Source organism: Streptomyces marokkonensis (genome assembly GCF_039539045.1).
GTDB classification, from domain to species: Bacteria; Actinomycetota; Actinomycetes; order Streptomycetales; family Streptomycetaceae; genus Streptomyces; species Streptomyces marokkonensis.
In genome coordinates this window covers 1-23,333 of the sequence record NZ_BAABCQ010000021.1, presented here as the reverse complement: position 1 = coordinate 23,333, position 23,333 = coordinate 1, and the positions used below count along the sequence as shown (strand labels likewise).

At 73.1% G+C, this 23,333-nt stretch carries 21 protein-coding genes; 6 read left to right on the top strand and 15 right to left on the bottom strand.

Annotated features, from left to right (window positions below):
• Positions 1-24: 24 nt before the first annotated feature.
• Entirely contained in the window at positions 25-2,154 is a 2,130-nt protein-coding gene (locus ABEA26_RS07800; RefSeq protein ID WP_345590437.1) for a xanthine dehydrogenase family protein molybdopterin-binding subunit, read from the top strand.
• Positions 2,155-2,262: 108 nt separating this feature from the next.
• Here the strand turns inward: ABEA26_RS07800 and ABEA26_RS07795 are convergent, their stop codons facing one another.
• Entirely contained in the window at positions 2,263-3,696 is a 1,434-nt protein-coding gene (locus ABEA26_RS07795; protein WP_345590435.1) for a hypothetical protein, read from the bottom strand.
• A 205-nt stretch (positions 3,697-3,901) separates the two neighbouring features.
• Here ABEA26_RS07795 and ABEA26_RS07790 point away from each other — a divergent pair, with 205 nt between their 5' ends.
• The 3 genes from ABEA26_RS07790 (at position 3,902) to tgmB (ending at position 5,530) form a co-directional block, all read left to right on the top strand.
• Positions 3,902-4,225, top strand: a complete 324-nt coding sequence (locus ABEA26_RS07790; RefSeq protein WP_345590434.1) for a YkvA family protein — start codon at positions 3,902-3,904, stop codon at positions 4,223-4,225.
• A 119-nt stretch (positions 4,226-4,344) separates the two neighbouring features.
• Positions 4,345-4,536, top strand: coding sequence for a putative ATP-grasp-modified RiPP (tgmA, locus tag ABEA26_RS07785; protein WP_345590432.1), 192 nt, complete (start codon positions 4,345-4,347; stop codon positions 4,534-4,536).
• Between the two features lie 16 nt (positions 4,537-4,552).
• Positions 4,553-5,530, top strand: a complete 978-nt coding sequence (gene tgmB / locus ABEA26_RS07780) for an ATP-grasp ribosomal peptide maturase (RefSeq protein WP_345590431.1) — start codon at positions 4,553-4,555, stop codon at positions 5,528-5,530.
• Positions 5,531-5,558: 28 nt separating this feature from the next.
• Here tgmB and ABEA26_RS07775 read toward each other — a convergent pair whose 3' ends face one another.
• The 5 genes from ABEA26_RS07775 to ABEA26_RS07755 form a co-directional block, all read right to left on the bottom strand.
• A complete protein-coding gene (locus ABEA26_RS07775; protein WP_345590430.1) occupies positions 5,559-5,777 on the bottom strand; it encodes a hypothetical protein in 219 nt (72 codons plus the stop codon).
• 325 nt (positions 5,778-6,102) lie between these two features.
• Positions 6,103-6,366 carry a DUF5133 domain-containing protein gene (locus ABEA26_RS07770; protein ID WP_345590429.1) on the bottom strand — a complete coding sequence of 88 codons (264 nt, stop codon included), beginning with the start codon at positions 6,364-6,366 and terminating at the stop codon, positions 6,103-6,105.
• A 279-nt stretch (positions 6,367-6,645) separates the two neighbouring features.
• A complete protein-coding gene (locus ABEA26_RS07765; RefSeq protein WP_345590427.1) occupies positions 6,646-8,415 on the bottom strand; it encodes an ABC transporter ATP-binding protein in 1,770 nt (589 codons plus the stop codon).
• A gap of 249 nt (positions 8,416-8,664) precedes the next feature.
• A complete protein-coding gene (locus ABEA26_RS07760) occupies positions 8,665-9,216 on the bottom strand; it encodes a hypothetical protein (RefSeq protein WP_345590426.1) in 552 nt (183 codons plus the stop codon).
• 29 nt (positions 9,217-9,245) lie between these two features.
• Positions 9,246-9,431, bottom strand: a complete 186-nt coding sequence (locus tag ABEA26_RS07755) for a hypothetical protein (RefSeq protein ID WP_345590424.1) — start codon at positions 9,429-9,431, stop codon at positions 9,246-9,248.
• Positions 9,432-9,769: 338 nt separating this feature from the next.
• Here ABEA26_RS07755 and ABEA26_RS07750 point away from each other — a divergent pair, with 338 nt between their 5' ends.
• Positions 9,770-9,997 carry a DUF397 domain-containing protein gene (locus tag ABEA26_RS07750; RefSeq protein ID WP_345590422.1) on the top strand — a complete coding sequence of 76 codons (228 nt, stop codon included), beginning with the start codon at positions 9,770-9,772 and terminating at the stop codon, positions 9,995-9,997.
• A gap of 154 nt (positions 9,998-10,151) precedes the next feature.
• Positions 10,152-11,072, top strand: a complete 921-nt coding sequence (locus ABEA26_RS07745) for a helix-turn-helix domain-containing protein (protein ID WP_345590421.1) — start codon at positions 10,152-10,154, stop codon at positions 11,070-11,072.
• 93 nt (positions 11,073-11,165) lie between these two features.
• Here ABEA26_RS07745 and ABEA26_RS07740 read toward each other — a convergent pair whose 3' ends face one another.
• The 9 genes from ABEA26_RS07740 to bdeA form a co-directional block, all read right to left on the bottom strand.
• Complete coding sequence (locus tag ABEA26_RS07740; protein ID WP_345590419.1) at positions 11,166-11,984, bottom strand: SAM-dependent methyltransferase; 819 nt, start codon at positions 11,982-11,984, stop codon at positions 11,166-11,168.
• Between the two features lie 146 nt (positions 11,985-12,130).
• On the bottom strand, positions 12,131-13,411 hold the full coding sequence (locus ABEA26_RS07735; protein ID WP_345590418.1) for an ABC transporter substrate-binding protein: 1,281 nt from the start codon (positions 13,409-13,411) through the stop codon (positions 12,131-12,133).
• On the bottom strand, positions 13,408-14,502 hold the full coding sequence (locus ABEA26_RS07730; RefSeq protein ID WP_425587797.1) for a branched-chain amino acid ABC transporter permease: 1,095 nt from the start codon (positions 14,500-14,502) through the stop codon (positions 13,408-13,410). Before ABEA26_RS07730 ends, ABEA26_RS07735 begins: the two co-directional genes overlap by 4 nt.
• Positions 14,503-14,560: 58 nt before the next feature.
• On the bottom strand, positions 14,561-15,457 hold the full coding sequence (locus tag ABEA26_RS07725; protein WP_345590416.1) for a branched-chain amino acid ABC transporter permease: 897 nt from the start codon (positions 15,455-15,457) through the stop codon (positions 14,561-14,563).
• Positions 15,454-16,254 (bottom strand): ABC transporter ATP-binding protein, encoded by an 801-nt coding sequence (locus ABEA26_RS07720; protein WP_345590415.1) that lies wholly within the window; start codon positions 16,252-16,254, stop codon positions 15,454-15,456. Before ABEA26_RS07720 ends, ABEA26_RS07725 begins: the two co-directional genes overlap by 4 nt.
• Positions 16,251-17,048, bottom strand: coding sequence for an ABC transporter ATP-binding protein (locus ABEA26_RS07715; protein WP_345590414.1), 798 nt, complete (start codon positions 17,046-17,048; stop codon positions 16,251-16,253). The genes ABEA26_RS07720 and ABEA26_RS07715 overlap by 4 nt, the downstream gene beginning before the upstream one ends.
• A 636-nt stretch (positions 17,049-17,684) precedes the next feature.
• On the bottom strand, positions 17,685-18,977 hold the full coding sequence (locus ABEA26_RS07710; RefSeq protein ID WP_345590413.1) for a PucR family transcriptional regulator: 1,293 nt from the start codon (positions 18,975-18,977) through the stop codon (positions 17,685-17,687).
• A gap of 116 nt (positions 18,978-19,093) precedes the next feature.
• On the bottom strand, positions 19,094-21,889 hold the full coding sequence (locus tag ABEA26_RS07705; protein ID WP_345590412.1) for a helix-turn-helix transcriptional regulator: 2,796 nt from the start codon (positions 21,887-21,889) through the stop codon (positions 19,094-19,096).
• 248 nt (positions 21,890-22,137) lie between these two features.
• The gene (gene bdeA / locus ABEA26_RS07700; protein ID WP_345590411.1) at positions 22,138-23,073 is read right to left on the bottom strand and encodes a bis(hydroxyethyl) terephthalate hydrolase; all 936 of its coding nucleotides are present in this window, start codon (positions 23,071-23,073) and stop codon (positions 22,138-22,140) included.
• Between the last annotated feature and the right edge of the window lie 260 nt (positions 23,074-23,333).

The following is a 23,333-nucleotide window of genomic DNA, read 5'->3' as shown; positions in this document are numbered from 1 at the left end:
CCCGGCGTCCACGAGGAGGACTCCATGACCGGCACCGAGACCGTCCTGGGCGCTCCAGTCGAGCGCCGGGAAGGGCGGGAGAAGGTCACCGGCACCGCCCGGTACGCCGCCGAGTACGACAGCCCGGGCCGCGCCCAGGCCTGGCCCGTGCCGGCGGCGGTCGCGCGGGGCCGGGTGACCGGCGTCGACCCTGCCCCCGCGCTCGCCCTGCCCGGCGTACTCGCGGTGCTCACACATGAGAACGCGCCCCGGCTCGGGGACCCGGACGACCCCACCCTGGCGCTGCTGCAGAGCCCGCACGTCCCGCACCGGGGCTGGTTCGTGGGCCTGGTGGTGGCCGAGACGCTGGAGGCGGCGCGGGCCGGCGCCGCCGCCGTCCGTGTCACGTACGAGGCGGAGAACCACGACGTGACGCTCACCGCCACGCATCCGGAGGCGTACGTCCCCGAGTCGGCCAACGGAGGGTTCCCGGCCGTCACCGGACACGGCGACCCCGACGGTGCCTTCGCCTCCTCGGCGACGCGTGTCGACGTCGAATACCGGATTCCGCCGTTGCACAACCATCCGATGGAACCGCACACCAGCACGGCGGGGTGGGACGGCGACCGGCTGACGGTGCACTCCTCCAGCCAGGGCACCAGCGCCGTACGCACGGAACTCGCCAGGCTGTTCGAGCTGCCCGAGGACCGGATCACGGTCCTCGCCGAGCACGTGGGCGGCGGTTTCGGGTCGAAGGGCACGCCTCGCCCCGACGTGGTGCTGGCCGCCATGGCTGCGCGGGTGACCGGACGGCCGGTCACCGTCGCGCTGCCGCGCCGCTACCTGCCCGCTGTCGTGGGCCACCGCGCACCGACCCTGCACCGGCTGCGTCTGGGCGCCGACGCGGGCGGCCGGCTCACCTCCCTGGTGCACGAGGTGACGACGCACACCTCCCGGGTGAAGGAGTTCGTGGAGCAAGCGGCGGTCCCCGCGCGCGTCATGTACGCCGCCCCCGCCCTGCGCACGCTCCACCGCGTCGTTCGGCTCGACGTGCCCACGCCGTCCTGGATGCGCGCCCCGGGCGAGTGCCCCGGCATGTACGCGCTCGAGTCCGCGATGGACGAACTGGCCTCCGAGACCGGCATCGACCCGGTGGAGCTGCGGATCCGCAACGAGCCGGAGACCGAGCCCGACAGCGGCAAGCCGTTCAGCAGCAGGCATCTGGTGGAGTGTCTGCGCGAGGGCGCCCGCCGGTTCGGGTGGGAGGAGCGCGATCCGCGCCCCCGGTCCCGCGACGCCGGGCCCCTGCTGGTCGGCAGCGGGGTGGCCGCGGCCACGTATCCTGTCATGGCGTCGCCGTGCGCCGCCATTGCCCGGGCGCTGCCCGACGGCGGTTTCCTGGTGCGCGTCAACGCCACCGACATCGGCACCGGTGCCCGGACGGTCTGCGCCCAGATCGCGGCCGACGCCCTCGGCGTCCCGCTGGACCGGGTCCGGATCGAGGTCGCCGACAGTGACATCGGTTTCGCGCCGATGGCCGGCGGCTCCTCCGGCACCGCCTCCTGGGGCTGGGCCGTGCACGAGGCGTGTGTCCGGCTCACCGGCCGGCTGGCCGAGCACTCGGGGCCGCTGCCCGACGAGGGCGTCACGGCCGATGCCGACACCTCCGGTACCGCCGACGCCGAGAGTGCCTACGCACGCCACGCGTTCGGGGCGCACTTCGCCGAGGTCACCGTGGACACGGTCACCGGTGAAGTACGGGTGGCACGACTGCTGGGCGTCTTCGCGGCGGGGCGGATCCTCAACGCCCGTACGGCGCGCTCGCAGTTCATCGGGGGCATGACGATGGGCCTGGGCATGGCGCTGACCGAGGACAGCACCATGGACCCGGCGTTCGGCGACTTCGCCGAGTCCGACCTGGCCTCGTACCACGTGCCCGTGCACGCCGACGTCTCGGCCGTCCAGGCGCACTGGCTGGACGAGGACGATGCCCACCTCAACCCCATGGGCAGCAAGGGGATCGGCGAGATCGGCATCGTCGGCTCCGCGGCGGCCGTCGGCAACGCCGTCCACCACGCCACCGGCATCCGCTTCCGCGAACTCCCGCTCACGCCGGACCGGGTGCTCCCCGCTCTGCTCGAACACGGACATCCCGCGGGCATGCTGGGGACATGAGCGCGGCGCCCGGTCCGCGCCGGATGTCCGGTGCGGACCGGGCGGTGCGAACCAGGCGGTGCGAACCAGGCGGTGCGAACCAGGCGGTGTGCGAAGGGCGTCCGGCGTTCAGTCCGTGACGCCGGACGTCCGGGTCATCGGGCGGACCGGTCGGCGCCCTGTGCGTACGGACGCCTGCGAGGCCACCCGTACGCACAGGGCCGTGAGCGCGATCAACGAGGTCAGTACGGCGACGGCGACCGCGATCCAGGTGGGCGCCAGCGTGAGGTCCACGGCCTCGGACACGCGCGTCGACGGTGTCGCGCTGCCGTAGAGCTTGGCCGAGGCCAGCGCCGCCGGTGCCACGACCGCCGCGGCGAGCAGCGGCACGGCGGGCCGCACGGTCAGCAGCAGGGCCAGCACCAGGCAGAGCGCGGACAGGCCGAGGGCGGCCCCGTAGGCGCGGGCGGAGGCGTCGTTCTGGTGCAGCGGGAAGTAGGCCACGCCGCATCCGGCCAGGACGGCGACGGTGAGCCAGGTCGGCCATGCCGCACCCCGGGCCGACCTCCGGGCCGTACGGTCGTGGTCGTGGTCGTGCGGTGCGTGGTCACGCGACGCACGGTCCTCGTCGCGTTCGCGTTCGCGTTCACGGCGCGGTGTCCTGCGGCGTCCGCGGCCGCGGCGGCCGCCTTCTCGTCCCCGGCGGTCCGCCGCGGCGAACGCGCCGGCCAGTCCCGCCGGTCGGGCGGGCGGCTCCGGTCCGTCGTCCTCACCGGTCCCGTCCAGGGCCGCCCGCAGGCGCCTGGCATCGGGACTGTCCGCGCGTGCCAGTCCGTCCTCGGCCAGCCGGCCGATCAGCTGGACCAGTTCCTCGACGGGCCGGCCGGTGGCGGCGGCGCGTACGGCTTCCTGTCCGCAGTGCGGTTCCAGGGGTGTGCGGTGCAGGAGCTCCATCAGCCGGGTGACGTCCTCCACCGAGCGGCACTCCGCCGCGGCCCTGATCGCCTCGTCGGCGCTGTTCGACTGGCGCGGCGGCCGGGTCAGCAGGCCGACGAGGCGGGTGACGTCCTCCACGGACCGGTTCACGCCGACCGCGCGGAGCGCGTCGATCGTGGCCTGCGCGTACTGCGGGGACCGCTCCAGCATCATGATCAGGTCGACGACCTCCTCCAGCGGCCGGTCCGCCACGGCGGCACGGACCAGGTCGCCGACCGGATCTCCGTACTCCCGCACGGCTCCGTCGGGGGCGGCGGGTTCCTGGCCGAAGGGCTCCTGAGCGCCGAAGGGTTCCTGAACGAAGGGTTCCTGCGGGACGGGCACGGGTTTCTGGAGGGTGGGTTCTTCACGATCGGGTTCTTCACGATCGGGTTCTTGGCGGGCGGGTTCTGGGCGGGCGGGCGAACGGGCGGCGAAGGGGTGGACGATCGATGCCTCCGCTTCGGCCAGCGCTCCCGGCGGACGCACCGGATGCGTGCCGGTCGCCGTGGTCGTCTCCCCGGTGGGCAGGTCCACGGCGGATATCGCGTACTCGGGCGAACGGGGTGATGAAGAGCCGGTAGTCATGATCTCTCCGTGTGGGTGGGGTGCGGCCGCCCTGCGTCCCCGACATGCGACTCGCGCTGTGTGCTGACCATTACTAAGCACGTCCACCGCGCCGTGCCACTGGAGTGGGCCACAGGGATGAGAGACCCTTCCCCACGGTCTTGTCTCCGCGCCGAGCGGGAATCCGGGAGGACAGGCGCGTACCGCGCGCACAAGGAGGGGCGGGGTGGATACGACCACAGTGGTGATCGTCGCGGCGGCGTCGCTCGCGGCGATCGTCGTCGCCACGGCCGTCGGCGTACTGGTGCGGCTGGTCCGCACCCGACGGGACCTCAGACGGGCCGGGCTGCCCACCGGTCCGCGGTGGGTCTTCTGGGGTGCCGTCCTCTACCTGGTGCTGCCGGCGGATCTGGTGCCCGATCCGGTCTACCTGGACGACATCGGTGTGCTGCTACTCGCTCTGCGCTCCACGCGGGGCGCTCTCGGCGGGCGGCGGGACGCGGCGGACGTGCGGAAGGACACCGGCCCGCCCCATGACTACGCTGGGTAAGGAAACCATTCACCCGTTCGATTCGTATAAGTCTCTGGAAGCCGAAGGAAGTCGGCGGACCGGGCGACGGCGCACAAGGACCGCCGCCTGATCGGCGCAGCACCGACCAGGGAGAGACGATGCAACCGTTCGCGCTCAACTACGCACGACCGGCAGTGGAGTTGGAAAGCACGACTCCCTACGTCTACGACTCCGGGCTGCAGTTGAACGTGCTTTTGGACGGGCGAGTGGCCGCCTGTGACCACGCGCTACTGAGAGAGCTGGGCACCACGACCTCCACCGCGGGGTCGAAGACTCACTTCGACGACTGAACACGGGCCGTCGACAATGACCGTGTTGATCCTTACCTGTGAAGAGGACGTCACCGCGGACATGGTGGTCGTGCACCTGAACGCGTCGGGAGTGCCGGTGGTCCGCCTGGACCCCGCCGACCTGACCGACTCCGTCGCGCTCTCCGGTGAGTTCGTGCACGGCTCCTTCAGGGGCCATCTGTCCTCAGGGGGCCGCCTGGTGAGCATCGGCGGACTGCGGTCCGTGTGGGTGCGCAGGCCCGGCGACGCCGCCGCGCGTGCCGCCGAGCCCTCCGCGTGGCTGACCGAGGAGTCCGGGCAGGCGCTCTACGGCATGCTCCGCGGCTGCGGGGCGCGCTGGATGAACCAGCCCGACGCGGCGCACCGGGCCCGGTACAAACCCTGGCAGCTGCGTCTCGCCCAGCAGTGCGGGCTGCCCGTGCCGGCCACGCTGATCACGACCTTCCCGCGGGCGGCGCGCGAGTTCGCCGAGCGCTACCCGGATCTCGTGGTCAAGCCCGTCTCCGGTGCGCATCCACAGGACCCGCCCCTGGCTGTACCGGCCAGCAGGGTGCCGCCCGAGTCCGACTTCTCCGCCGTCGCCCACGGCCCGACGCTGCTGCAGCGCCGGGTCGCCAAGCGGGCCGACATCCGTCTCACCGTCGTCGGCGACGAGTTGCTGGCCGCCCGGAAGGCCGCCCTCGCGAGCCTGGGCCCCGACGACGTGGACGTCCGCTTCACGGCGTCCCCCGAGCCCTGGCGGCCCGCCGAGGTGCCACCGCGCGTCGCAGTGGCCGTCCGCGCCTATCTTCGCGCGGCGGGCCTGTCCTACGGCGCGCTCGACTTCGCCGAGGACGGCGACGGCACCTGGTGGTTCCTGGAGTGCAACCAGTCGGGGCAGTTCGGCTTCGTCGAGGTGGACACGGGCCAGCCGATCGCCCGCACCATCGCCGAGTGGCTGGCCCGGCCCGGCGCCGAGGACGCGGGCGATCCGGGGACGACAGTCGCCGGATGAGACCCGGGTTCCGCGACCGGCCGTCCCCTCAGTGCGGGCGCGGGCCGGGCAGCAGGGCGGCGGTGCGCTGCCAGCCGGCGCCCGGGGACGGCTGGCGTTCGACGCCGGGCAAATGGCCGGGCGACCGCAACGGACGCATGACAACCTCCAGCTCGCTGCTCACGCGCTCGGCATCCCGTCGCACCTGCTCGGGGACGTCACCGCGTTCGGCGACGAGTCGGTCGTAGATGGGAGAATCCTGGAACACCCGTCAACGTGCCTTTCGTGTCGTCCGCCCCCGTACGGAGGCGCGACTGAGCAGTCTAGGCGCCCGTCCACCCGGTGGTGTGCATTCGGTCCAGGAGATGACGGCTGCTCACGCGCCCTTCGTGGAGCCGGGCCGGACGGTCATGAGGACCGTGACGGTGCCCCACAGCAGGTTGAACACCGCTCCGTACACCTATCGCGCGGCGTTCCACGGTAGGCCGCCCGCGCCGGCGGGGCGCGCGTAGGGCACGCCTCGGATCAGCCCGGCGCTCCGGCCCGACCGGCCTCACCGGCCCGAACCGAGGCGGCCCCCGGGTGCGACGCCGTCACACGGCCAGCGACAGGCCGCTCTCCCCTCCCGGGTCCGCCGCGCGTGCGGTGTCCGGCGTCCGTCCCTTGGCGAGCAGCAGCGCGTCCGCCTTGGCCACCGCCTCGTTGACACTGGTCGTCGCCATCATCACGCACAGCGTGTAGCTGACGTCCGTCAGCTCGCGCGCCGTCGCCGGCCTTTCCCTCTCCGCCTGAGCGATACGCAGTGACGCGTACCGCGTCAGCAACTCCCTGACGACCTTCGGGTCCGGTTCGAGCACGAAGCGCCCCTCTCTCGAGTTTCGCTGCGTATGCCCGAGCCCGGCCGAAACATTCACACCGTGCGCGCCCCTGGTCGTAATTGACGAAATTCCGTCGCTTCCTGTCCGATCGTCATCGCGAGGTCGCCGACTGGTCCGGGCCGGGCGCGCAAACGGTCCCGGACCGGACGGCGGCAAGTCACGGGGCTGCCCTTCGCCGCGGGCACGGGCACGGGCCCGGGTGCGGATCGCCGCTCTGCCGTCGAGACCCACGAGCCGGGGGCCGGTGCGGAACCGCGCTCAGGCGACCTGGCCGCTGTGCAGGGCCGTGTACGCCCCACCCCGGCCCAGGAGTTCCTCGTGGGTGCCGGCCTCCTGGATACGGCCGTCGCCCATCACCACGATCCGGTCGGCGCCCCGCACGGTGGACAGCCGGTGCGCCACGACGAACGTGGTGCGTCCGTGCAGCAGCCGGGCCAGGGCCTGCTGGACGAGCGCCTCCGAGCGGGTGTCCAGCGCCGAGGTGGCCTCGTCCAGGATGAGCACCCTGGGGTCCCGGATCAGGGCCCGGGCGATGGCCAGGCGCTGGCGCTGACCGCCGGAGAGCCGTGCGCCGTGCTCTCCGACCAGGGTGTCGAGACCCTTCGGCAGCCGGTCGACGAATTCCAGCGCGTTGGCGTCGCGCAGTGCCCCACGCACCGCCTCCTCGTCGGCGTCGTCCATGCCGTAGGCGACGTTCTCCCTGATCGTGCCGTCGAAGAGGATGGACTCCTGCGGCACCACCGAGACGAAGCGCCGGTAGGTGCGCAGGTCGAGGGTGTTCATGTCGGTGCCGTCGAGCAGCAGCCGACCCGAGGTCGGCCGCAGAAAGCCGATGACCAGGTTGAGCACGGTCGACTTGCCGGCACCGGACGCGCCCACCAGGGCGACGGTCTCGCCTGGCCGGACCGCGAGCGTGAAGTCGCTGACCGCGGGCCGCCCGTCGCTCTCGTAGAGGTGTCCGACACCCTCGAAGGTGACTGCGCCGCGCAGCGAGGTGAGCTCCGTCTTGCCCTCGTTGTCCTCCAGTTCGGGGGCCTGGAGGACCTCGCCGACCGAACGGACGGACTCCAGCCCCTTGGTGATGACCGGGGCCAGCCCTGCCAACGTTGTCGTGGAGTTGGTGAGGGTGGTCAGGAAGGCGCTGAGCATGACGACGTCCCCCGCGGTGACTCCCCACACGTCGTAGTACGAGATCAGCGCGGCGCCCGCGAGGACCAGCACCCCGACCACGTTGAGCACGACCCAGGCCAGCGAGCCGAAACGGCCGTTGACCAGGTCCAGGCGATTGCCGGAGGTCAGCAGACGGTCCAGGGTGCCGTCCATGCGGCGCAGCGCCTTGCCCTCCAGCCCGTGGGCGCGCGTGACCGGTATGAGCCGGGTCATCTCCGTGACCCGGGAGGACAGGGCCTCGACCTCGTGACGGAAGTGTTCGTTGTGACTGCGCAGCCGGGCGCGGAGCCGGGCCACGAGAAGGGAGGCGGCGGGTACGACAATGAGGAAGACGGGCAGGAACTCCGGTGTGCGCACGGCGATGATGACCAGGCCGCCGGTCAGGACGGTGAACGCGCCGAGTCCCGTCTCGGCGGTCTGCTGCACCATCTGCTCCACCGTCTCCACGTCCCGGACCACCTTGGCCTGCAGGACGCCGGCGCTGACGCGCGAGTGGTAACCGATGGAGAGTTGCTGCATGCGCGTGCACAGCGAGGAGCGCAGAGCGGTGCCCATGCGGCGCACGCTGCCGTACAGGAGACGGACGTACAGCACGTGCAGTGGGTAGTTGACCACCAGGATGAACATGATGATCCCGGTACTGGTCCACAGGTTGCCGATCGGACCGCGCTGGACGACGGTGTCGATGATGGACGCGGTGATGAGGGGCAGCAGCCAGACGGGGCTGTGCTTGATGGTGAAGACGACGACCGCACCGGCCAGACGGCGGCGGTCGGCGCGGAACAGGTAGACGAGCGTGCGTATCGGGTGTTCGCCCCGGTAGCGGTGATCGAGCGGTTTTTCGAGCGGCGACGCCATGGGCGCGGTCCTCCTGGTGACCGAGTGGGCAAGCGCTTTCCCATCCGCGCTTTCCTACCCTTTCGGCAAGGAGTACGCCACACCGTTCCGCAGGACTGTACGCCGGCGCGTCGGTACGCCGGCACGTGTGGGTCGGCACCTGTGGGTCGGCACGTCGCAGGCCGACCGGGAGGAGGCCCGCGCCTTCTCCCCCGTGGAGGGCGCGGGCCTCGGTCTCCGAGTGTGCGGATCCAGTCCGCGGTGCCGGCCTCAGTCTCCGAGCGTGCGGGCCAGTTCGGTCGTGGCCCGCGTGATCTCGCTGTCGTCCTCGGCCAACAGCCCCTTCAGCTCGCCGCGCCGGGCGCGGACGGCCTGTCGTGCCGCGCGCTCCCACGCCACGGGGTTCTCCCGGTGATTGAGCAGCTTGGGGTAGACGGTGGCGGTGGTCTCCCACTGGCGGGCGTCGGCGATGTTCTTGAGCAGCTGGATGATCTGCGCCCGGCAGCTCACCTGGGGGCGCTGCGCGAGTTCCCAGAGGAAGGGAACGGTGGCGGCGGTCGCCTGTTCGACGACGAAGCCGTACTGGCAGATGCGTTTCCGCAGGTCGCCGAGGGCCGCACCGGCGGCTTCCGCATCACCCCAGGCGACCTTGCGCAGCAGCCGGGGAATGGCCGCGGCCGAGCCGCTGGAGTCCTGGATCTCGCTCCAGGGCACGCCGTCCAGCCCCGCCAGGGGGCCGGCGGCGGACTTGGGCAGGCCGGGCGGCTGCGTATGACGGTCGGTGCGCCGGGTGCTCGGCTCGGGTGTCGGAGCGCTGCGCATGGTGTGGGGCCCTTCCGCGGAAAGTCGGGTCAGGTGAGGGGGCTGGTCGGCGACTTGGCCGGGACGGTCGTGCCCGCCGGCAGCCTCGGGGTCCGGCCCCGGGCCTGGGTGAGGGCGTCGCCGCCGCACGGGCCGCGTCCGTGCTCGTGGAGCGCGGAGCCGCCGGGCGGGGTGAACACGGGTGCGTTGCCCCGGGGGCCGAAGACGGTCGGCATCGGGTGGCCCGGCTCCAGGGCGGGCCCAAGCCTGGCTTCCGGTGGCGTGGCCGCCGCCGACCGCGCCGGGTGCGACAGCCCGCCGAACCGCCGAACCGCGCCTGCCCGCGGCACGGGTTCACCGGGCGACCGGAGCGTTGGATGCGCAGGTGACGACACGGCATCTCCCTGATCCGACGTCATGAGGGGGCGCCCACCGGGGGGTTGACGCCGCGGCTATTATCCACGCTGACAGCGCTCGCGTGCAATTGCACGAGAAATTGCGCGAAAGAAATCGGACGGGAGCGCACGGAGACCGACGGAACTCGGTCCGCTCCCCGGACGGCAAGGAGACCGCGGTGCCACCAGTGCGCAACGGAGTGCGGGCCAGCTCCCTGGACGCCAGCTGGACGAAGAGCCGGCACAGCAACGCCGAGGGCAACTGCGTCGAGGTCGCCTCCGTGGACGGAGGCATCGCGATGCGCAACTCCCGTGACCCGGACGGCCCCGCGCTCGTCTACACCCCCGCGGAGGTGGCCGCCTTCCTGGCCGGGGCGAAGGAGGGCGAGTTCGACCACCTGCTGTGAGGTGAGAAGGGTGCAGGACCGGCACCGGCCGGGAGAAGGAGCGAGCCGACCACCGAACCGGCTCGACTGGCCGCTTTCCACGGACGGGTGCGGCGGACAGCACCGAGGTGAGATAGTGTGTTTTCTCAAGTCTGCCGGTTTGCTGGGAGTCAGGATGTCCGCCGCGCCGCATCACCTCTCCCGTCTCGAACCCTATCTGGACCGGGCCGAGCCGGCGCCGACTCTGCTGAAGATGCTCGTCGGCGTTCAGCTGGCGGGCTTTCGCGAGGACGCCGGCCTCTCCCAGGAACAGGCGGCACGCGACCTCGGCTTCAGCGCGGCCAAGCTTTCGCGTATCGAGTCGGGCAAGGGCCGCAGGCCCCCGACGGAGACGGACGTCCGTGCGCTGCTGAAGCGGTACGGCACCGATGCCTACGAGGTCTCGGTGCTGGTCAAGCTGTTGCGGCGCGCCGGTGAACCCGGCTGGTGGCAGCGGTACGACAAGCGCCTGATGCCCGAGTGGTTCGACCGCCTGGTCGGCCTTCAGGAGGCGGCCGCGACCATCCGGACCTTCGAGATCCAGTATGTCCCCGGCCTGCTCCAGACGGCCGCCTACGCCCGGGCCGTGGTCGAGCGCGGCCTGCCGAACGCGTCGGCCGGCGAGGTCCAGCGGCGTGTCGAACTCCGGGGGCGTCGCACGCAGTTGCTGCGTCGTCAAGACGCTCCGCAGTTGTGGGCGATCGTCGACGAGTCCGTACTGCTGCGCGTGCTGGGCAGCCGCGAGATCATGCGGGAACAGCTCGCGCATCTCGTGGAGACGGCGGGGCAGCCCCATGTGACGCTGCAGATCGTGCCGCTCGACGTGACGAACGCGTCGGCACCCGCCATACCGGTCACCTATCTGCGCTTCGGTGGCAACGATCTTCCCGACGTGGTCTACCTGGAGCACATCAGGAGCGCCAACTTCCTCGAGGACCTCGACGAGACCGAGGAGTACCGGGTCGCGCTGGACCGGCTGGCCGACGAGGCGCTGACTCCGCGCGAGTCACTGGATCTGCTGCGCGAGACGATGGCGCTGCGTTACCCCGCGAAGTAGCGCGGCAGCGGATACGGCGAAGGGTCGCGCACGTCGTCCGCCACCCCGGGCGATTCAGCGTCGGCACTTCCGTGGCACCGCCCGCTCCCTCTGTCAGCGGAGGCGGCCCAGGCCGCCGAACTCGATCCACTCGTCGGTGAGCTGGTGCGGAACCACGTCGCTGTCCGGACGCCAGGTCGAGACCTCGACGAGACCGGGCTCCAGGACGTCCATGCCCTCGAAGAGGACCTCCACGTCCTTCGGTTCGCGGACCCGGCCCCAACGCCCCTGTGTCGCCTGGTTCATGAAGTCCGTGACGAACTCACGCACCTCGGCGTCCTCGCTGACCAGTTGGCAGATCACCGCGTAACTCCCGGGCGCGAGCCGCTCGGTCACGCGGCGGACGACCGCCGCCGGGCCGTCGGTGTCGCTGTCCGGGATGCAGTGGAAGACCGAGTTGAACAGCACGGCCACCGGCTCCGAGAAGTCGATCAGGCGCTGGGTGTCCGGGTGCGCGAAGATCTCCTCCGTCGCACGCATGTCGGCGTGTATGACGGCGGTCCGGTCGTTCTGGTCGAGCAGTGCCCGGCCGTGGACCAGCACCATCGGGTCGTTGTCGACGTAGATGACGCGGGAATCGGGGGCCGTGCGCTGTGCGACCTGGTGCACGTTCTCCTGCGTGGGCAGGCCGGAGCCGTGGTCCAGGAACTGGCGGATTCCGTAGTCCTCCGCGAGCGTCCTGACGACCCGCTGCAGGAAGCGCCGGTTGTTCAACGCGAGCCGGCGGGTGCTGGGTACGACCTTGTCGAGCTCCCCGACCGCGGACCGGTCGGCCGCGTAGTTGTCCTTGCCGCCCAGGTAATAGTCGTACATGCGTGCGGCTGTTGGCACGTTGGCGTCGATTTCCGTGGACAACTGCTTGTCGGCTTGCATCGTTCCCCCAGCTCCGTACCGCGCCAACTGCACTGGCATGACAGAGAGTACATCTTAAGGAACTGGTCTTCAGGGAAACCAGTGCTTGGGAGCAATGGCCGCCAAGGCACCTGGTGAGTAGATGCCTTGGCGGCCACTCGGCGAGGTCAGCCGCGTGCTGCCAGGTACGCGTCGACGCCGGGCGCCTGGTGGGCCTCCTCCACTCCGACCAGTCCACCGACGGCCTTGGCGTCGGGCTTCAGGACGTAGGTCGACCGGCTGGCCGGCGCGGTCACGTAGGTGAAGTTCTGCGGGGTGCCGAGGCCCGTGTCGGCGTTCTTCTGCGAACGGTGCGCCTTCACCACGGCCTCACGGGTGAGGCTGCCACCCTCACACGCCTTCTTGAGGTCCGCGCCCATCAGTTGGGCGGCGTTGTACCCGGAGAGCACACCGGAGTCGACCGGCTCACCCGGGTACTTCTTGTTGTAGGAGGCGACCATCTTCTTGACGCCCGGCAGGTCGGAGCTGACCGCCGGAGCGGCGCTGACCACGTGGACCATGGCCTCCAACGCCGGTGCCGCGGGCGTCTTCATCAGCTGCGGGGAGTATCCCGGGGCGCTGCTGACGATCGGCACCTGCAGGCCCCGGGCGGCGGCCACGCCGGCGAGAGAGGCCGTCTGGGCGGGGCCCGCGCTGATCAGGACCGCCTTCACCCCGGCGTTGCTCAGCGCCGACACCTGTGCGGTCAGATCGGTGTCCGTGGCCTTGATCTTCTGGCCGACCACCTTCACCCCCGCCTGCTCGGCGGCCCACTCGGAGCCCTCCAGCGCGTTGGCGCCGTAGTCGCCCTCGAAGTACACGTGACCGATGGTGTCGCCCTTGGCGATCTTCTTGGAGCGGGTGAGGAAGTCGACGGCGGCGATCATGTCGAGGTCGTAGGTGGTGCCGAGTACCTGCACGGCGTCCATGCCGAGCAGGGAGGCGGCCCAGGCCTGCGGGAAGGTCAGCATGCTGTCCCGCTGGATGTCGTCGAGCAGGGCAGCGACCACCGGCGAGCCGATGACCTGGGGCAGGGCCACGACGTCCGGGGCGATGTCGGCGTAGGCGGTGACCGCCTTCTGCACGTCGTATCCGTGGTCCTTGACGACGATCTCGACCTCGCGTTCGCAGATGCCGCCCGCGGCGTTGGTCTCGTCGGCCCACATCTGCTGGGCCTGCACGATGCTCTTGCCGAGGGTGGCGTACGGGCCGGTGAGGTCGGTCAGCGCACCGAGCTTGATGGCCTTGTCGCTGACTCCAGGGCCGGCCTTGACGCCGTCGGCGCCGTCCTCGGTGCTCCCGCCCTCCGCCTTGGTGCTGCAGGCGGTGCCCGCGAGCAGCACGGCGGCCAGTGCCGCGGCGAGGGCGGCGGTCCGGGCGGTACGGGGCCTCGTGTGCGTGACGTTCACGGGGTGTGCTCCTTGGCTCGTGCGGTGGTGTCGGGGGTCGGGGGCGTGGCTGAGGCGTCGGAAGGGTCGGTGACGGGTGGCCTGCGGCGCAGGCGGGCGCGGGTCCGGCGGGCCAGCCCGTGCAGGCCGTCGGGGGCGTAGAGGAGGATCACGACGATCGCCGCGCCGTAGAGGTAGCGGGAGGCCTCGGTCGGGCCGATGGAGCCGTCGCCGGAACCCGGGGTCGCCACCAGCGGCAACTGGTCGGCGTAGCGCGTCATCAGCAGCGGCAGCGCGGTGACGAAGACGGCGCCGGCGGTGGCTCCGGCCACGGAACCGAGGCCACCGATGACGATCATGGCGAGGTAGTCGACGGAGAGGAGGAGGGAGAAGTAGTCGGGTACGACGCGGCGGAAGGAGAGGGCGAGCAGGACGCCTGCGAGGCCCGCGTACATCGAGGAGACGACGAAGGCGGCCGAGCGGTACTTCGCCACGTGCACGCCCATCACGGAGGCCGCGGTCTCGCTGTCGCGCAGCGCCACCAGGGCGCGTCCGGGGCGTCCGCGCAGCAGTCCGCGCGCGGTGAACCAGGTGAGCGCGAACAGGGCGAGGCCCAGGTACCAGAGCCGTTCCTCCGCGCCGAACGGCACGCCCAGGACCGTCAGTTCCGGGTCGGTCTCGGCGAAGGTGAAGCCGCCGAGCTCCAGTGGCGGCACCGAGCTCCCGTTGAAGCCGCCGGTGACGGAGTCCGCGGTGAGCAGGACGTGGTGGCCGAGGAAGACCAGGGCGAGGGTGGCCACGCCGAGGTAGATGCCCTTCACCCGGCCGGCGACGGGGCTGAACAGTCCGCCCGCCGCCCCGGCGAGCAGCACGGCCAGGACGAGTGCGACGGCCGGCGGCAGCCCCGGGCCGGAATCGCCCGCCAGCCATACGTAGCCGTAGGCGCCGACGGCGAGGAAGAAGGCGTGCCCGAGGGAGAGCTGTCCCGCGGTGCCGCTGAGCAGGCCGAGCCCGACGGCGCCGATGGCCGCGGCCATGGAGAACAGGCCGATGCGCAGCCAGAAGGCGTCGAGATAGAAGGGCAGGACGCACAGGAGGAGAGCGGGCAGCAGGAGCCGGCCCCGCTTGAGGAGTCCGTCGCGCTTGAGGAGGGCGCTCTTCTTGAGGAGGTCAGACACGGGCCGCTCCCTTCGCCGCGAAGAGTCCGGCCGGGCGCACCAGGAGGACCAGCACCATCACCGCGTACGGGGCGACGTCGCCGAAGCCCTCGCCGAGGACGTGCAGGTCGGACTGGTAGCCGGCGACGAAGGCCTCGGTGAGACCGATCAGCATGCTGCCGACCAGGGCGCCGACCGGGGAGGCCATGCCGCCGAGGATGGCGGCCGGGAAGGCCTTCAGGGCGATCTGCCCGGTGGTGCGCTCCAGTCCCGGTGCCGGGAAGGCGACCAGGAAGACCGCGGCGAGCGCGGCGAGGCCGCCGGCCAGGCACCAGGCGACGGTCCGTACGCGGGTCAGCCGTACGCCCATGAGGGCGGCGGCCTCGCCGTCCTCGGCGGCCGCGCGCAGCGAGAGGCCCCAGGGAGTGAACCGGAAGAGGGCGAAGGCACCGCCGATGGCCACGGCGGACACCAGGATCGCGGCGATCCGGCTGTCGGCGACCGTCACCGGGCCCAGGTCGGTCACCGAGTTGCCCCAGGGGTCGCCGAGCGGAAGCAGGTCGCCGCCGATGCGCCGGGCCAGGTCGGTGACCAGGACGATGTCGACGCCGATGGTGACGATGGTCTGGACGTGCGCGGCCTGCGGGTCGGTGCCGACCCGTTGCAGGATCAGCCGGTCCAGTGCCCCGGCCACGGCCGCCGTCACGAGGACCGCGACGGCCAGCGCCCCGGCGAAGCCGATGTCGTCGTGGAGGACGGCGACGAGGTACCCGCCGAGCAGAAGCAGGGAACCGTGGGCGAAGCTCAGGACGCCGGACGCCTTGAAGATGGTGACGAAGCCCAGGGCGATCAGAGCGTACACCGAGCCGAGGGCGAGGCCGTTGAGGAGATTGTCGAGGAAGCCGGTCATGCCGCGTCCTCCCCCGTGGTGCCGGTGCCGAGGTAGGCGCGCAGCACCTCGGGGTCGCGCCGGACCTGGTCGGGGGTGCCGTGGGCGATGGCCTTGCCGAAGTCGAGGACGGTGACGTCGTCGGCGAGCCGCATGACCAGGCCCATGTCGTGCTCGACCAGTACGACGGACAGGCCGAGTTCGGCGCGGATCTCCCGGACGACCTCGGTCATGCGGATGCGTTCCGCGGCGTTCATGCCGGCCACGGGTTCGTCGAGCAGGAGTACACGAGGCTCCAGACAGAGGGCGCGGGCGAGTTCGACCCGCTTGCGGTCGCCGTAGGACAGCAGGGCGACGGGTGCGTCGAAGTGGTCGCCCAGGCCGGTGAGTTCGGCGATCTCGCGGGCCTTGGCGAGGTGTTCGCGCTGTTCGCGCACGGCGCGCGGCAGCCGCAGGGCGCTGGCGGCGAAGCCGGCGTGGGACAGGGCGTGGCGGCCGAGCATCAGGTTGTCGGCGACGGTGCCCTGGGTGGTGACGATGTTCTGGAAGGTGCGGGCCACTCCCAGGGCGGCGATCCTGTGCGGGGCGAGCCGGGTCAGTTCGGCGTCGCCGAGCCGTACGGTGCCGGCGGTGGGCCGGTACAGGCCCGACAGGACGTTGAAGCAGGTGGACTTGCCCGCGCCGTTGGGGCCGATGACGGCGTGCACGGTGCCCGGGGCGACGGTGAAGGAGACGTCGTCGAGGGCGACGAGGCCGGCGAAGCGCACGGTCACGTTCCGTACCTCGAGCGCGGGGGGAGCGGTGGTCCGGGTGGTCACGCGGCCCCCTTGCTGTCGGTGCCCTCGGTGGTGTCGGTGTCGCCCAGGTAGAGGCGGCGTACGGCGTCCGTCCGCGCGAGTTCGCCGGCGGGGCCGGACAGCCTGACCTCGCCGACCTCCAGGACGTGGGCGTGCTCCGCGAGCGAGAGCGCCATGCCGGCGTTCTGTTCGACGAGGAGTACGGCGGTGCCCTGGGTGTTGATCTCCCGGACGACCTCGGCGATGCGCTCCACCATCAGTGGGGCGAGCCCGAGGGAGGGTTCGTCGAGGAGGAGCAGGCGGGGCGCGGCCATCAGGGCGCGGCCGATGGCCAGCATCTGCTGTTCGCCGCCGGACAGCAGGCCTGCCGCCTGGCGGGTGCGCTCGGCGAGCCGCGGGAAGAGGGTGAAGACCCGTTCCCGGGCCTCCCGGACCTGGGCCGGGGCGCGCCGGTTCAGGCCGAGCCCGCCGGCCCGCAGGTTCTCGTCGACGGTGAGTCCGGCGAACACCCGCCTGCCCTCGGGGACCTGTACGACTCCGGCACGTACGGCGGCGACCGGGTCCCGGCCGTCGAGAGACGTGTCGCCGTAACGGACGCGACCGGCCGTGATCGCGCCGCGGTGCAGGCGCAGTGTGCCCGACACGGCCCGCAGCAGCGTCGTCTTGCCGGCGCCGTTGGCGCCGAGCAGCGCGACGACGCCGCCGTGCGGGACGGTCAGGGACACGGAACGGAGGGCGGACAGTGCGCGCCCGTACGTCACGTCGAGACTCTCGACGTGCAGCGCGGGCTCGCCGTCCGGTGGTGCTGCGGGCATCACGGCTCCTTGGGACCGTGCCGGGGCCGGCACGGTGAATGGGAAAGGGGGAGCTCACGACAGCACGCGCGCCGATGGCGGTACAGAGCTGCGGCCCGGGTCGCTGCGGCGTCCCAGTCCTCGGCCGAGGAGTCTGTGCGGATGCCCAGAGGCGGGCGGCGGGCCGGGGACATCCACGACGCGGTGCCGGGACTCTGGAGGAGGGAGGCCGCGAGGCCCTGGCCGAGACGGCACCCCGCGCGCCCGTCGGGGACGTCGGCGCCCAAGGCCACGCGCCGGAAGGGTGCGTCCCACGGAGGTCAGCGCGTTTGCCGCGCCCCGGGGTGCCGGGCACCCGGGGCCATGCCGGGTGCGCGCGTCGGGGCCGGAGCAGCGCCCGCGGCCGGCGACGCCCCGTTCGGCCCCTCGCCCCACCTCGCCCGGCACCCGCCCGGCCTCGCCCCGCCCCGCCCCGCCCCGCCCACGAGACACACACGCGCCGGAACTGCGTCCGCGCCGCACGCCGGGACCTACGACGTGCGGCGAGGGCCGGCCGGATGCGGAAGCCCGGGGTCCGGGCCCGTGCGTCCCCCAGCCCCCCAGCCCCCCAGTCCCCCAGTCCCCCAGTCCCCCAAGTCCCCCAGTCCCCCAAGTCCCTCAGTCGCGCAGGACGCGCCGGGCGGTCAGGGCCAGGCTCATCTCGACCACGTCGGCCGGGCGGGCCAGGGACCGGCCGGTCAGCTGCTCGCAGCGGCGAAGGCGGTTGAGGACCGTGTTGCGGTGGCAGTAGAGACGTTCACCGGCCCGCTGCGCCGAGCCGTCGCAGTCGAGCCAGGTGGTGAGGGTGTCCAGCAGTACGTCCCGGTCGGCGGGTTCGAGGCGCAGCAGGGGACCGAGGACCTTCTCGGCGAGGGCCCGGCCGAGTTCGGGGCTGGAGACGACCAGGGCCGCGGGAAGGTGGTCGGCGAGCCGGACCGTGCCGCCCGCCTCGGGGCAGATGTCCAGCGCGGTGTCGGCGAGCCTGCGGCCGTCGCCGACGGAGGCGAGTCCGACGACGGCACTGCCGACGCCGATGCGCAGGCCGGGGACCGGGGCGCGTGGCGCGGACCCGGCCCCGGGCTCCTCCGGCTCCGGGAGACCGTCGTCACCGGCGCCGACCAGGACGATGCCGTAGTCGGCCTCCGCCCCGGCGTGCCAGTGGACGCGGGTGCCGGACGGTACGGCGGCCGCGCGGGCGGCGTCGCATCGCGCCGGGTGCGCGCCGGTGACGGCGACGACGACGTACCGGCCCTGCTCCGGCAGACCCAGCACCTGGGCGGCCTCGGGCAGGTCGGCGATGCGGCTGGTGCCGTCGAGCAGCCCGGCCGCGAGCAGCCGGGCCCGGTTCTCGCGGCGCCGGCCGATCTGCCACTCGGTCTGCCGGTAGGCGTCGGCGACGAGGGTGCAGTGCTCGTCGACGAAGTTCCACACGTCGGCGGCCACGTGCACGAGGAGGCGTACGTCCTCGGGCGCGGTGCGGGAGGTCTCCTCGACCAGCCGCTGCCAGACCAGGGACCCGCCGAGGCGGAAGGCGTGCAGCAGGGCGTCCAGTGGGAGTCCCTGTTCGGCGCGGGTGGCGCCGACCCGCCAGGAGCAGCGGCGGGCCGCGTCCCGCGCGCCGCGGGGGTCGAGCAGCGAGGCCACGCTGTGCCGCAGCGAGCGCTGGGCCTCCTGCCAGGTGGCGGTGGGGTCCTTGTCGATGGCCGCGCGGTACGCGGGCTCCTGCTCCCGCAGCAGGGCCACCAGCCGGTCGGTCAGGTCGGGCAGGTCGTCGAGCAGGGCGCGGGCGGCCCGGTGCAGGACACGCAGGGCGTCGGCGTCCATCAACGACGCGACACTCGGTGTCCGCGGGCGTGGTACGGGCGTCAGCCCGACGCGGATCGCTGCTCGTGACCGTACGGCGTGCTGCATCGCGGTCCTCCCCAGGCCAGGGCTGGCGGGGGCGCCCCGCGACGGGCTGTCCGCCCGTGCCGGGCATGCCCCCTGACTCGTCCTGCCCGAAGGATGACATACCGTCCGGTCGGTCCCTAGGGTTGTGCACCGGTCTTTTCGGCCGGTCCGGCGTGCTCGGCCTGCTCGACCACGCGGGCCAGCTCCAGCCGGGACCGTACGCCGAGTGCGGCGAAGACCTTGCGGAGGTGGTAGTCGACGGTGCGGGTGCTCACCGCGAGGGTCAGCGCGACCTCGCGGTTGGTGGCGCCCTCGGCGACGTGCCGCGCTATGCGCAGCTGCTGCGGCGTGAGACGCGTCAACCGGGTCGGCGCCCCCGCGTCGCCGCCGTGCGACGCCGCTCCGAGCGCCCGCAACTCGTCGCGCGCCTGCGCCGCCCAGACGCCGGCGCCGCAGCGGTCGAAGCCGGCCAGCGCGGTGCCGAGGCGGCCGCGGGCCTCGCGCGGGCGGCGCCGGCGGCGCAGCCACTTGCCGTACAGCAGCGCCGTGCGGGCCCGTTCGAAGTCGCCGCCCGCCTCCTCGTGCCGCGCGAGCGCCTGCCGGTAGAGGTCGTCGGCGCGGTCCGGCGGGGCGAGGAGGGCATGGCAGCGGGCCAGTTGCGCGGCGGCCTGCGGATCGGCGCCGAACGCCGCCCAGCCCGCGAAGTCCGTCAGGACCGCGCCGGTGTCCTCGTGACGGCCGGCGAGGACCGAGGCCTCCACGAAGCACGGCACGGCGAGCCGCCACACCGCGAAGTGTCCGCGCCCGGGTCCGGGCAGCACCAGGAGCCCGAGCCGGTCGGCGGCGTCCAGCGGACGCCCCCGCCCCAGGTCGGCCCGGGCCGCCGCCCACTCCGCCAGGGTGGCCGCCTGGGCCAGTCCGTGGCGCCTGGCGGTGGTCAGCGCGGCCGTCACGTGCCGGGCGACGGCGTCCGGCTCCTCCTCGATCGACGCCGCGAGGGCCAGCACCGCCCGGTGGTGGGCCGCCGTGTTGCGCTGCCCGGTCCGCAGCGCGGTGCGCAGGCCGTCCTCCGCGTGGGTGCGGGCCTGTGGGTGCCGGCCGGCGCGCAGTTCGGCGTACGCGAGGTACTCCAGCGCCCGCGGCACCAGCGTGTCCGACCCGAGCTGGCGGGCGGCGGCCAGGGCCCGCGCGCCGGCCCGGCGGGCGGCGTCCACGTCCCCGAGCAGCAACGCGGCCGACGCCGACCTCAGCAGGCACTCGGGCCGGTGGTCCGTCCCGGCCCGCTCCACCACCTGGCCGAGCGGTCCGGCGGCCCGGTCGAACCGCCCCTCGAGGAGCGCCCGCATGCCGACGCGGTGGTCGCGCACCGGGTCCGGGGGCGGTCTTCCCGCGCCACCCGGCACGGCAGCCGTTTCCATGGGCCGTGTCCGGCGGTTCGGGGTGTCGGCGTGCCGGGGAGCCGGGTGCTGGTGCGAGTGGGGCGGTTCGAGTACGAGTGCGGCGAGGCAGGCCGGCAGGTCGCCCGCCGCCCAGGCGGCGTCGGCGGCGGCCAGTGCGGCGGTCGCGGCGTCGGCGGGGGCGGCCGCGGCGAGCAGGGACGCGGCCAGCAGCAGCGACTGGTGGGCGTCGCCGACGGGGCCGTCCCGTAGTTCCGTCAGCCCGCGTACCAGCTCGGCCCGCCCTCGCACCGCGTCCGGCGCGGCACAGCCGCGGGCCGCGGCGAGCAGGTGACGTGCCCGGTCGGGGCGGCCGGCGAGCAGGGCGTGCTCGGCCGCGGCCGTGTACCGCTCCGCCCGGGCCGGGCCGTCCGCGGTGAGCTCGGCGGCACGGGCGTACGCCCTCGCGCGCAGCCGGTACGAGGCCGGCACCGTGGCGTCGGCCGCCAGCGCCGCGAGCCGGTCCGCGAGCGACGGCTCGGGCGCCGGGCCGGTCAGGGACCAGGAGCGGTGCAGCAGCCCCGGGAGAGGATGGCCGCCGGCCTCCAGTACACCGGCCAGCGCGCGGTGCGCGGCGCGACGCCGGTCCGGCGCGGCGGTGGCGTGGACCGTACGGCGGACCAGCGGGCCGTGGAAGCGGAGCCGGTCGTCGGCCAGGGCGAGGGGCGCGGGCAGCGGTTCCAGGGAGGGGACCGGCGCGGACGCCGACCGCAGGTGCCGTACGGCGTCGAGGACCGGGCCGGCGTCGACGTCCGGTCCGTCCGATGCCCGCACGGCCGCCGCCACCGTCAGCAGCAGGTCCCGAGCGTGTGCGGACAGGCCGGTCAGCGCACCGCCCGCGACCTCCGTCAGGGTGCCGGCATCGGCCAGGGGTCTGGGCAGGGGGCGGTGGCCGTGCAACTCGTCGGGTGACAGCCGGCGGACGAGGGCGAGGAGCAGGGCCGGGTTCCCCTCCGCCTCGGCCAGCAGTTCCTCGCGGACGGCCGGGTCGGCTGCGCCGTCCGTCACGTCGTCGAGCAGGGCGCCGGCCTGCGGCGGCGTGAGCGGATCCAGGCGTACGACGGGCAGGTGGGCGAATTCCGGGTCGGCTGCGCGGTCTCCGGCGACGGAGATGAGCAGACCGACGCGGCCCGCGGTGCGCGGGAGTTCGGCCGCTCGGCTCATGGCGGTCCGGGCCCGGGCGTCCCACAGATGTGCGTCGTCGACGCACACGAGCAGAGGTGCCTCGCCGGCCGTCGCCCGCAGCGTGCCGAGCAGTTCCTCGGCGATGGCGCGTGCGCCCCGGTCCGGGCCGGGCCCGAGGTGGAGTACGGGACCGGCCCGGAAGGAGCGGGCGGCCCATCGGAGGAGGGCGGTCCTGCCGAGTCCGGGTTCGCCGGTCACGAGGAGGTGGCCGCTGTGGGTGCTCAGCCCCTCCAGGAGGGCGCGCACCGCCTGCCGTTGCGCGCTTCGGCCGTGGATCCGCACGGCCGTACGTACGGTCGTCTCTCCGGTCATTCCCGGGAGGTTACGCGCGCGTAACCTGACACGGAAGCCACCGGTCCGCCGCGGCCCGCCGGGGTGTCGGCCGTGCCACCTGCGGTTGTGGACCGTGCGGACGGATCCAAGCACTGTGCCGCTGCCCAGCGGTCCCGGTCCGGGACCGTGCGGCGGCACAGCGGGCCGGCGGCGGCCGCAACGTACCCGCGACCGCCGCCGGATGGTGCCGGATGTGCACAGTGGTGCCGCTGGAGGTGCCGGGAGTGTCAGGAGCCGTGCGGGCAGTTGCCCCGGTACTCCTCGATGGTCAGGCTCGGCCGCGGCAGCGGGCAGAGGAACTGCTCGTAGCGGGTGTCGTTGTCGATGAACCGCTTGAGCCAGGAAATGCTGTACTTCGCGATCGTCGTGTCCGACGTGTTCGGCGTGAAGTGGCTCGCGTTGTTGAGCTCCAGGTACGCGCGGTCCGTCCTGGACGGCAGGCTGGAGTAGAACGGCTCGGAGTGCGAGGAGACCGGGGCGATGCTGTCGCCGTCGGCCCCCACGATCAGCGTCGGGGTGCTGACTTCGGGCCAGCTCTTGTCCAGGTTCCAGGGGGTGAGGGGGATGGCGGCCTGGAGCGACGGCCGGTCTTTCGCGGCCTCCAAGGAGCCGCCGCCGCCCATCGAGTGGCCCATGACGCCGAGCCGGCTGCTGTCGACCCGCCCGCGGACGGAGCTGCGCTCGGTGAGGTAGTCCAGTGCCGCCAGCAGCTGCCGGCCCCGGGAGTCGGGCTGGTCCAGCGTGGTGTTGGTGTCGATGGTGAACACGACGAAGCCCTGTGAGGCCAGCCGCGGACCGAGCCAGGCGATGGAGGACTCGTACGCGGTGAAGCCGGGCGAGATCACGACGGCGCCGAACGTGCCGTCACTGGTGCTGGTGGGGTAGTAGATCGTGCCGCCGCCGAAGCCGCTGACCACGAGCGAGGAGACGTTGGTGTCCGCGACGGAGTACGGACCGCGCGGTGCCTCGATGCTGGACTCGGTGGGCGCCGGGCCGCGCTCGTAGGGGTTGTCGGCGGCGGCCTGGGCGCCGGGGCTGGTGAGGGTGGAGAGCGCGACGACGGCGGCCACGGCCGCCGTGACTCCGGCGAAGCGCCGCCGCGTTCCGCGGAACGCCGGGCGCGTGGCCCGGGGGACGGCGTGGGTGTGGGGGTTCTGCTGCACGAGGAGTCGTCCTCTCGGTCGTGGCGAGGGACCCGGCCGGTGATCGCACACGGGCCCGGTACACGTGGGGTCGCGTCCCGGGACTTCCGCCGGACGGGCGTCGCCGATGAACTGGCGGTGCCACTGTCGGGGGGCGGGGCGGTCGGGGGGATCGGCAGAATCACCGGTCTCGTACGGCGGGTGGGGCGGCGGGGCGGCCCGACGAGGGGGGTGCCCCTATCTGTTTCGTCAACCCTGGTGGGGTCGGTTCGCGGGGATTC

Bases quoted from the DNA above. Each gene is read 5' to 3' on its own strand.
- ABEA26_RS07725 (WP_345590416.1), bottom strand. From the start codon at position 15,457: ATGACCGGCTTCCTCGACAATCTCCTCAACGGCCTCGCCCTCGGCTCG.
- ABEA26_RS07800 (WP_345590437.1), top strand. From the start codon at position 25: ATGACCGGCACCGAGACCGTCCTGGGCGCTCCAGTCGAGCGCCGGGAA.
- ABEA26_RS07745 (WP_345590421.1), top strand. From the start codon at position 10,152: ATGTCCGCCGCGCCGCATCACCTCTCCCGTCTCGAACCCTATCTGGAC.
- tgmA (WP_345590432.1), top strand. From the start codon at position 4,345: ATGCAACCGTTCGCGCTCAACTACGCACGACCGGCAGTGGAGTTGGAA.
- tgmB (WP_345590431.1), top strand. From the start codon at position 4,553: ATGACCGTGTTGATCCTTACCTGTGAAGAGGACGTCACCGCGGACATG.
- ABEA26_RS07740 (WP_345590419.1), bottom strand. From the start codon at position 11,984: ATGCAAGCCGACAAGCAGTTGTCCACGGAAATCGACGCCAACGTGCCA.
- ABEA26_RS07710 (WP_345590413.1), bottom strand. From the start codon at position 18,977: ATGCAGCACGCCGTACGGTCACGAGCAGCGATCCGCGTCGGGCTGACG.
- ABEA26_RS07715 (WP_345590414.1), bottom strand. From the start codon at position 17,048: ATGCCCGCAGCACCACCGGACGGCGAGCCCGCGCTGCACGTCGAGAGT.
- ABEA26_RS07755 (WP_345590424.1), bottom strand. From the start codon at position 9,431: ATGCCGACCGTCTTCGGCCCCCGGGGCAACGCACCCGTGTTCACCCCG.
- ABEA26_RS07760 (WP_345590426.1), bottom strand. From the start codon at position 9,216: ATGCGCAGCGCTCCGACACCCGAGCCGAGCACCCGGCGCACCGACCGT.
- ABEA26_RS07765 (WP_345590427.1), bottom strand. From the start codon at position 8,415: ATGGCGTCGCCGCTCGAAAAACCGCTCGATCACCGCTACCGGGGCGAA.
- ABEA26_RS07795 (WP_345590435.1), bottom strand. From the start codon at position 3,696: ATGACTACCGGCTCTTCATCACCCCGTTCGCCCGAGTACGCGATATCC.
- ABEA26_RS07705 (WP_345590412.1), bottom strand. From the start codon at position 21,889: ATGACCGGAGAGACGACCGTACGTACGGCCGTGCGGATCCACGGCCGA.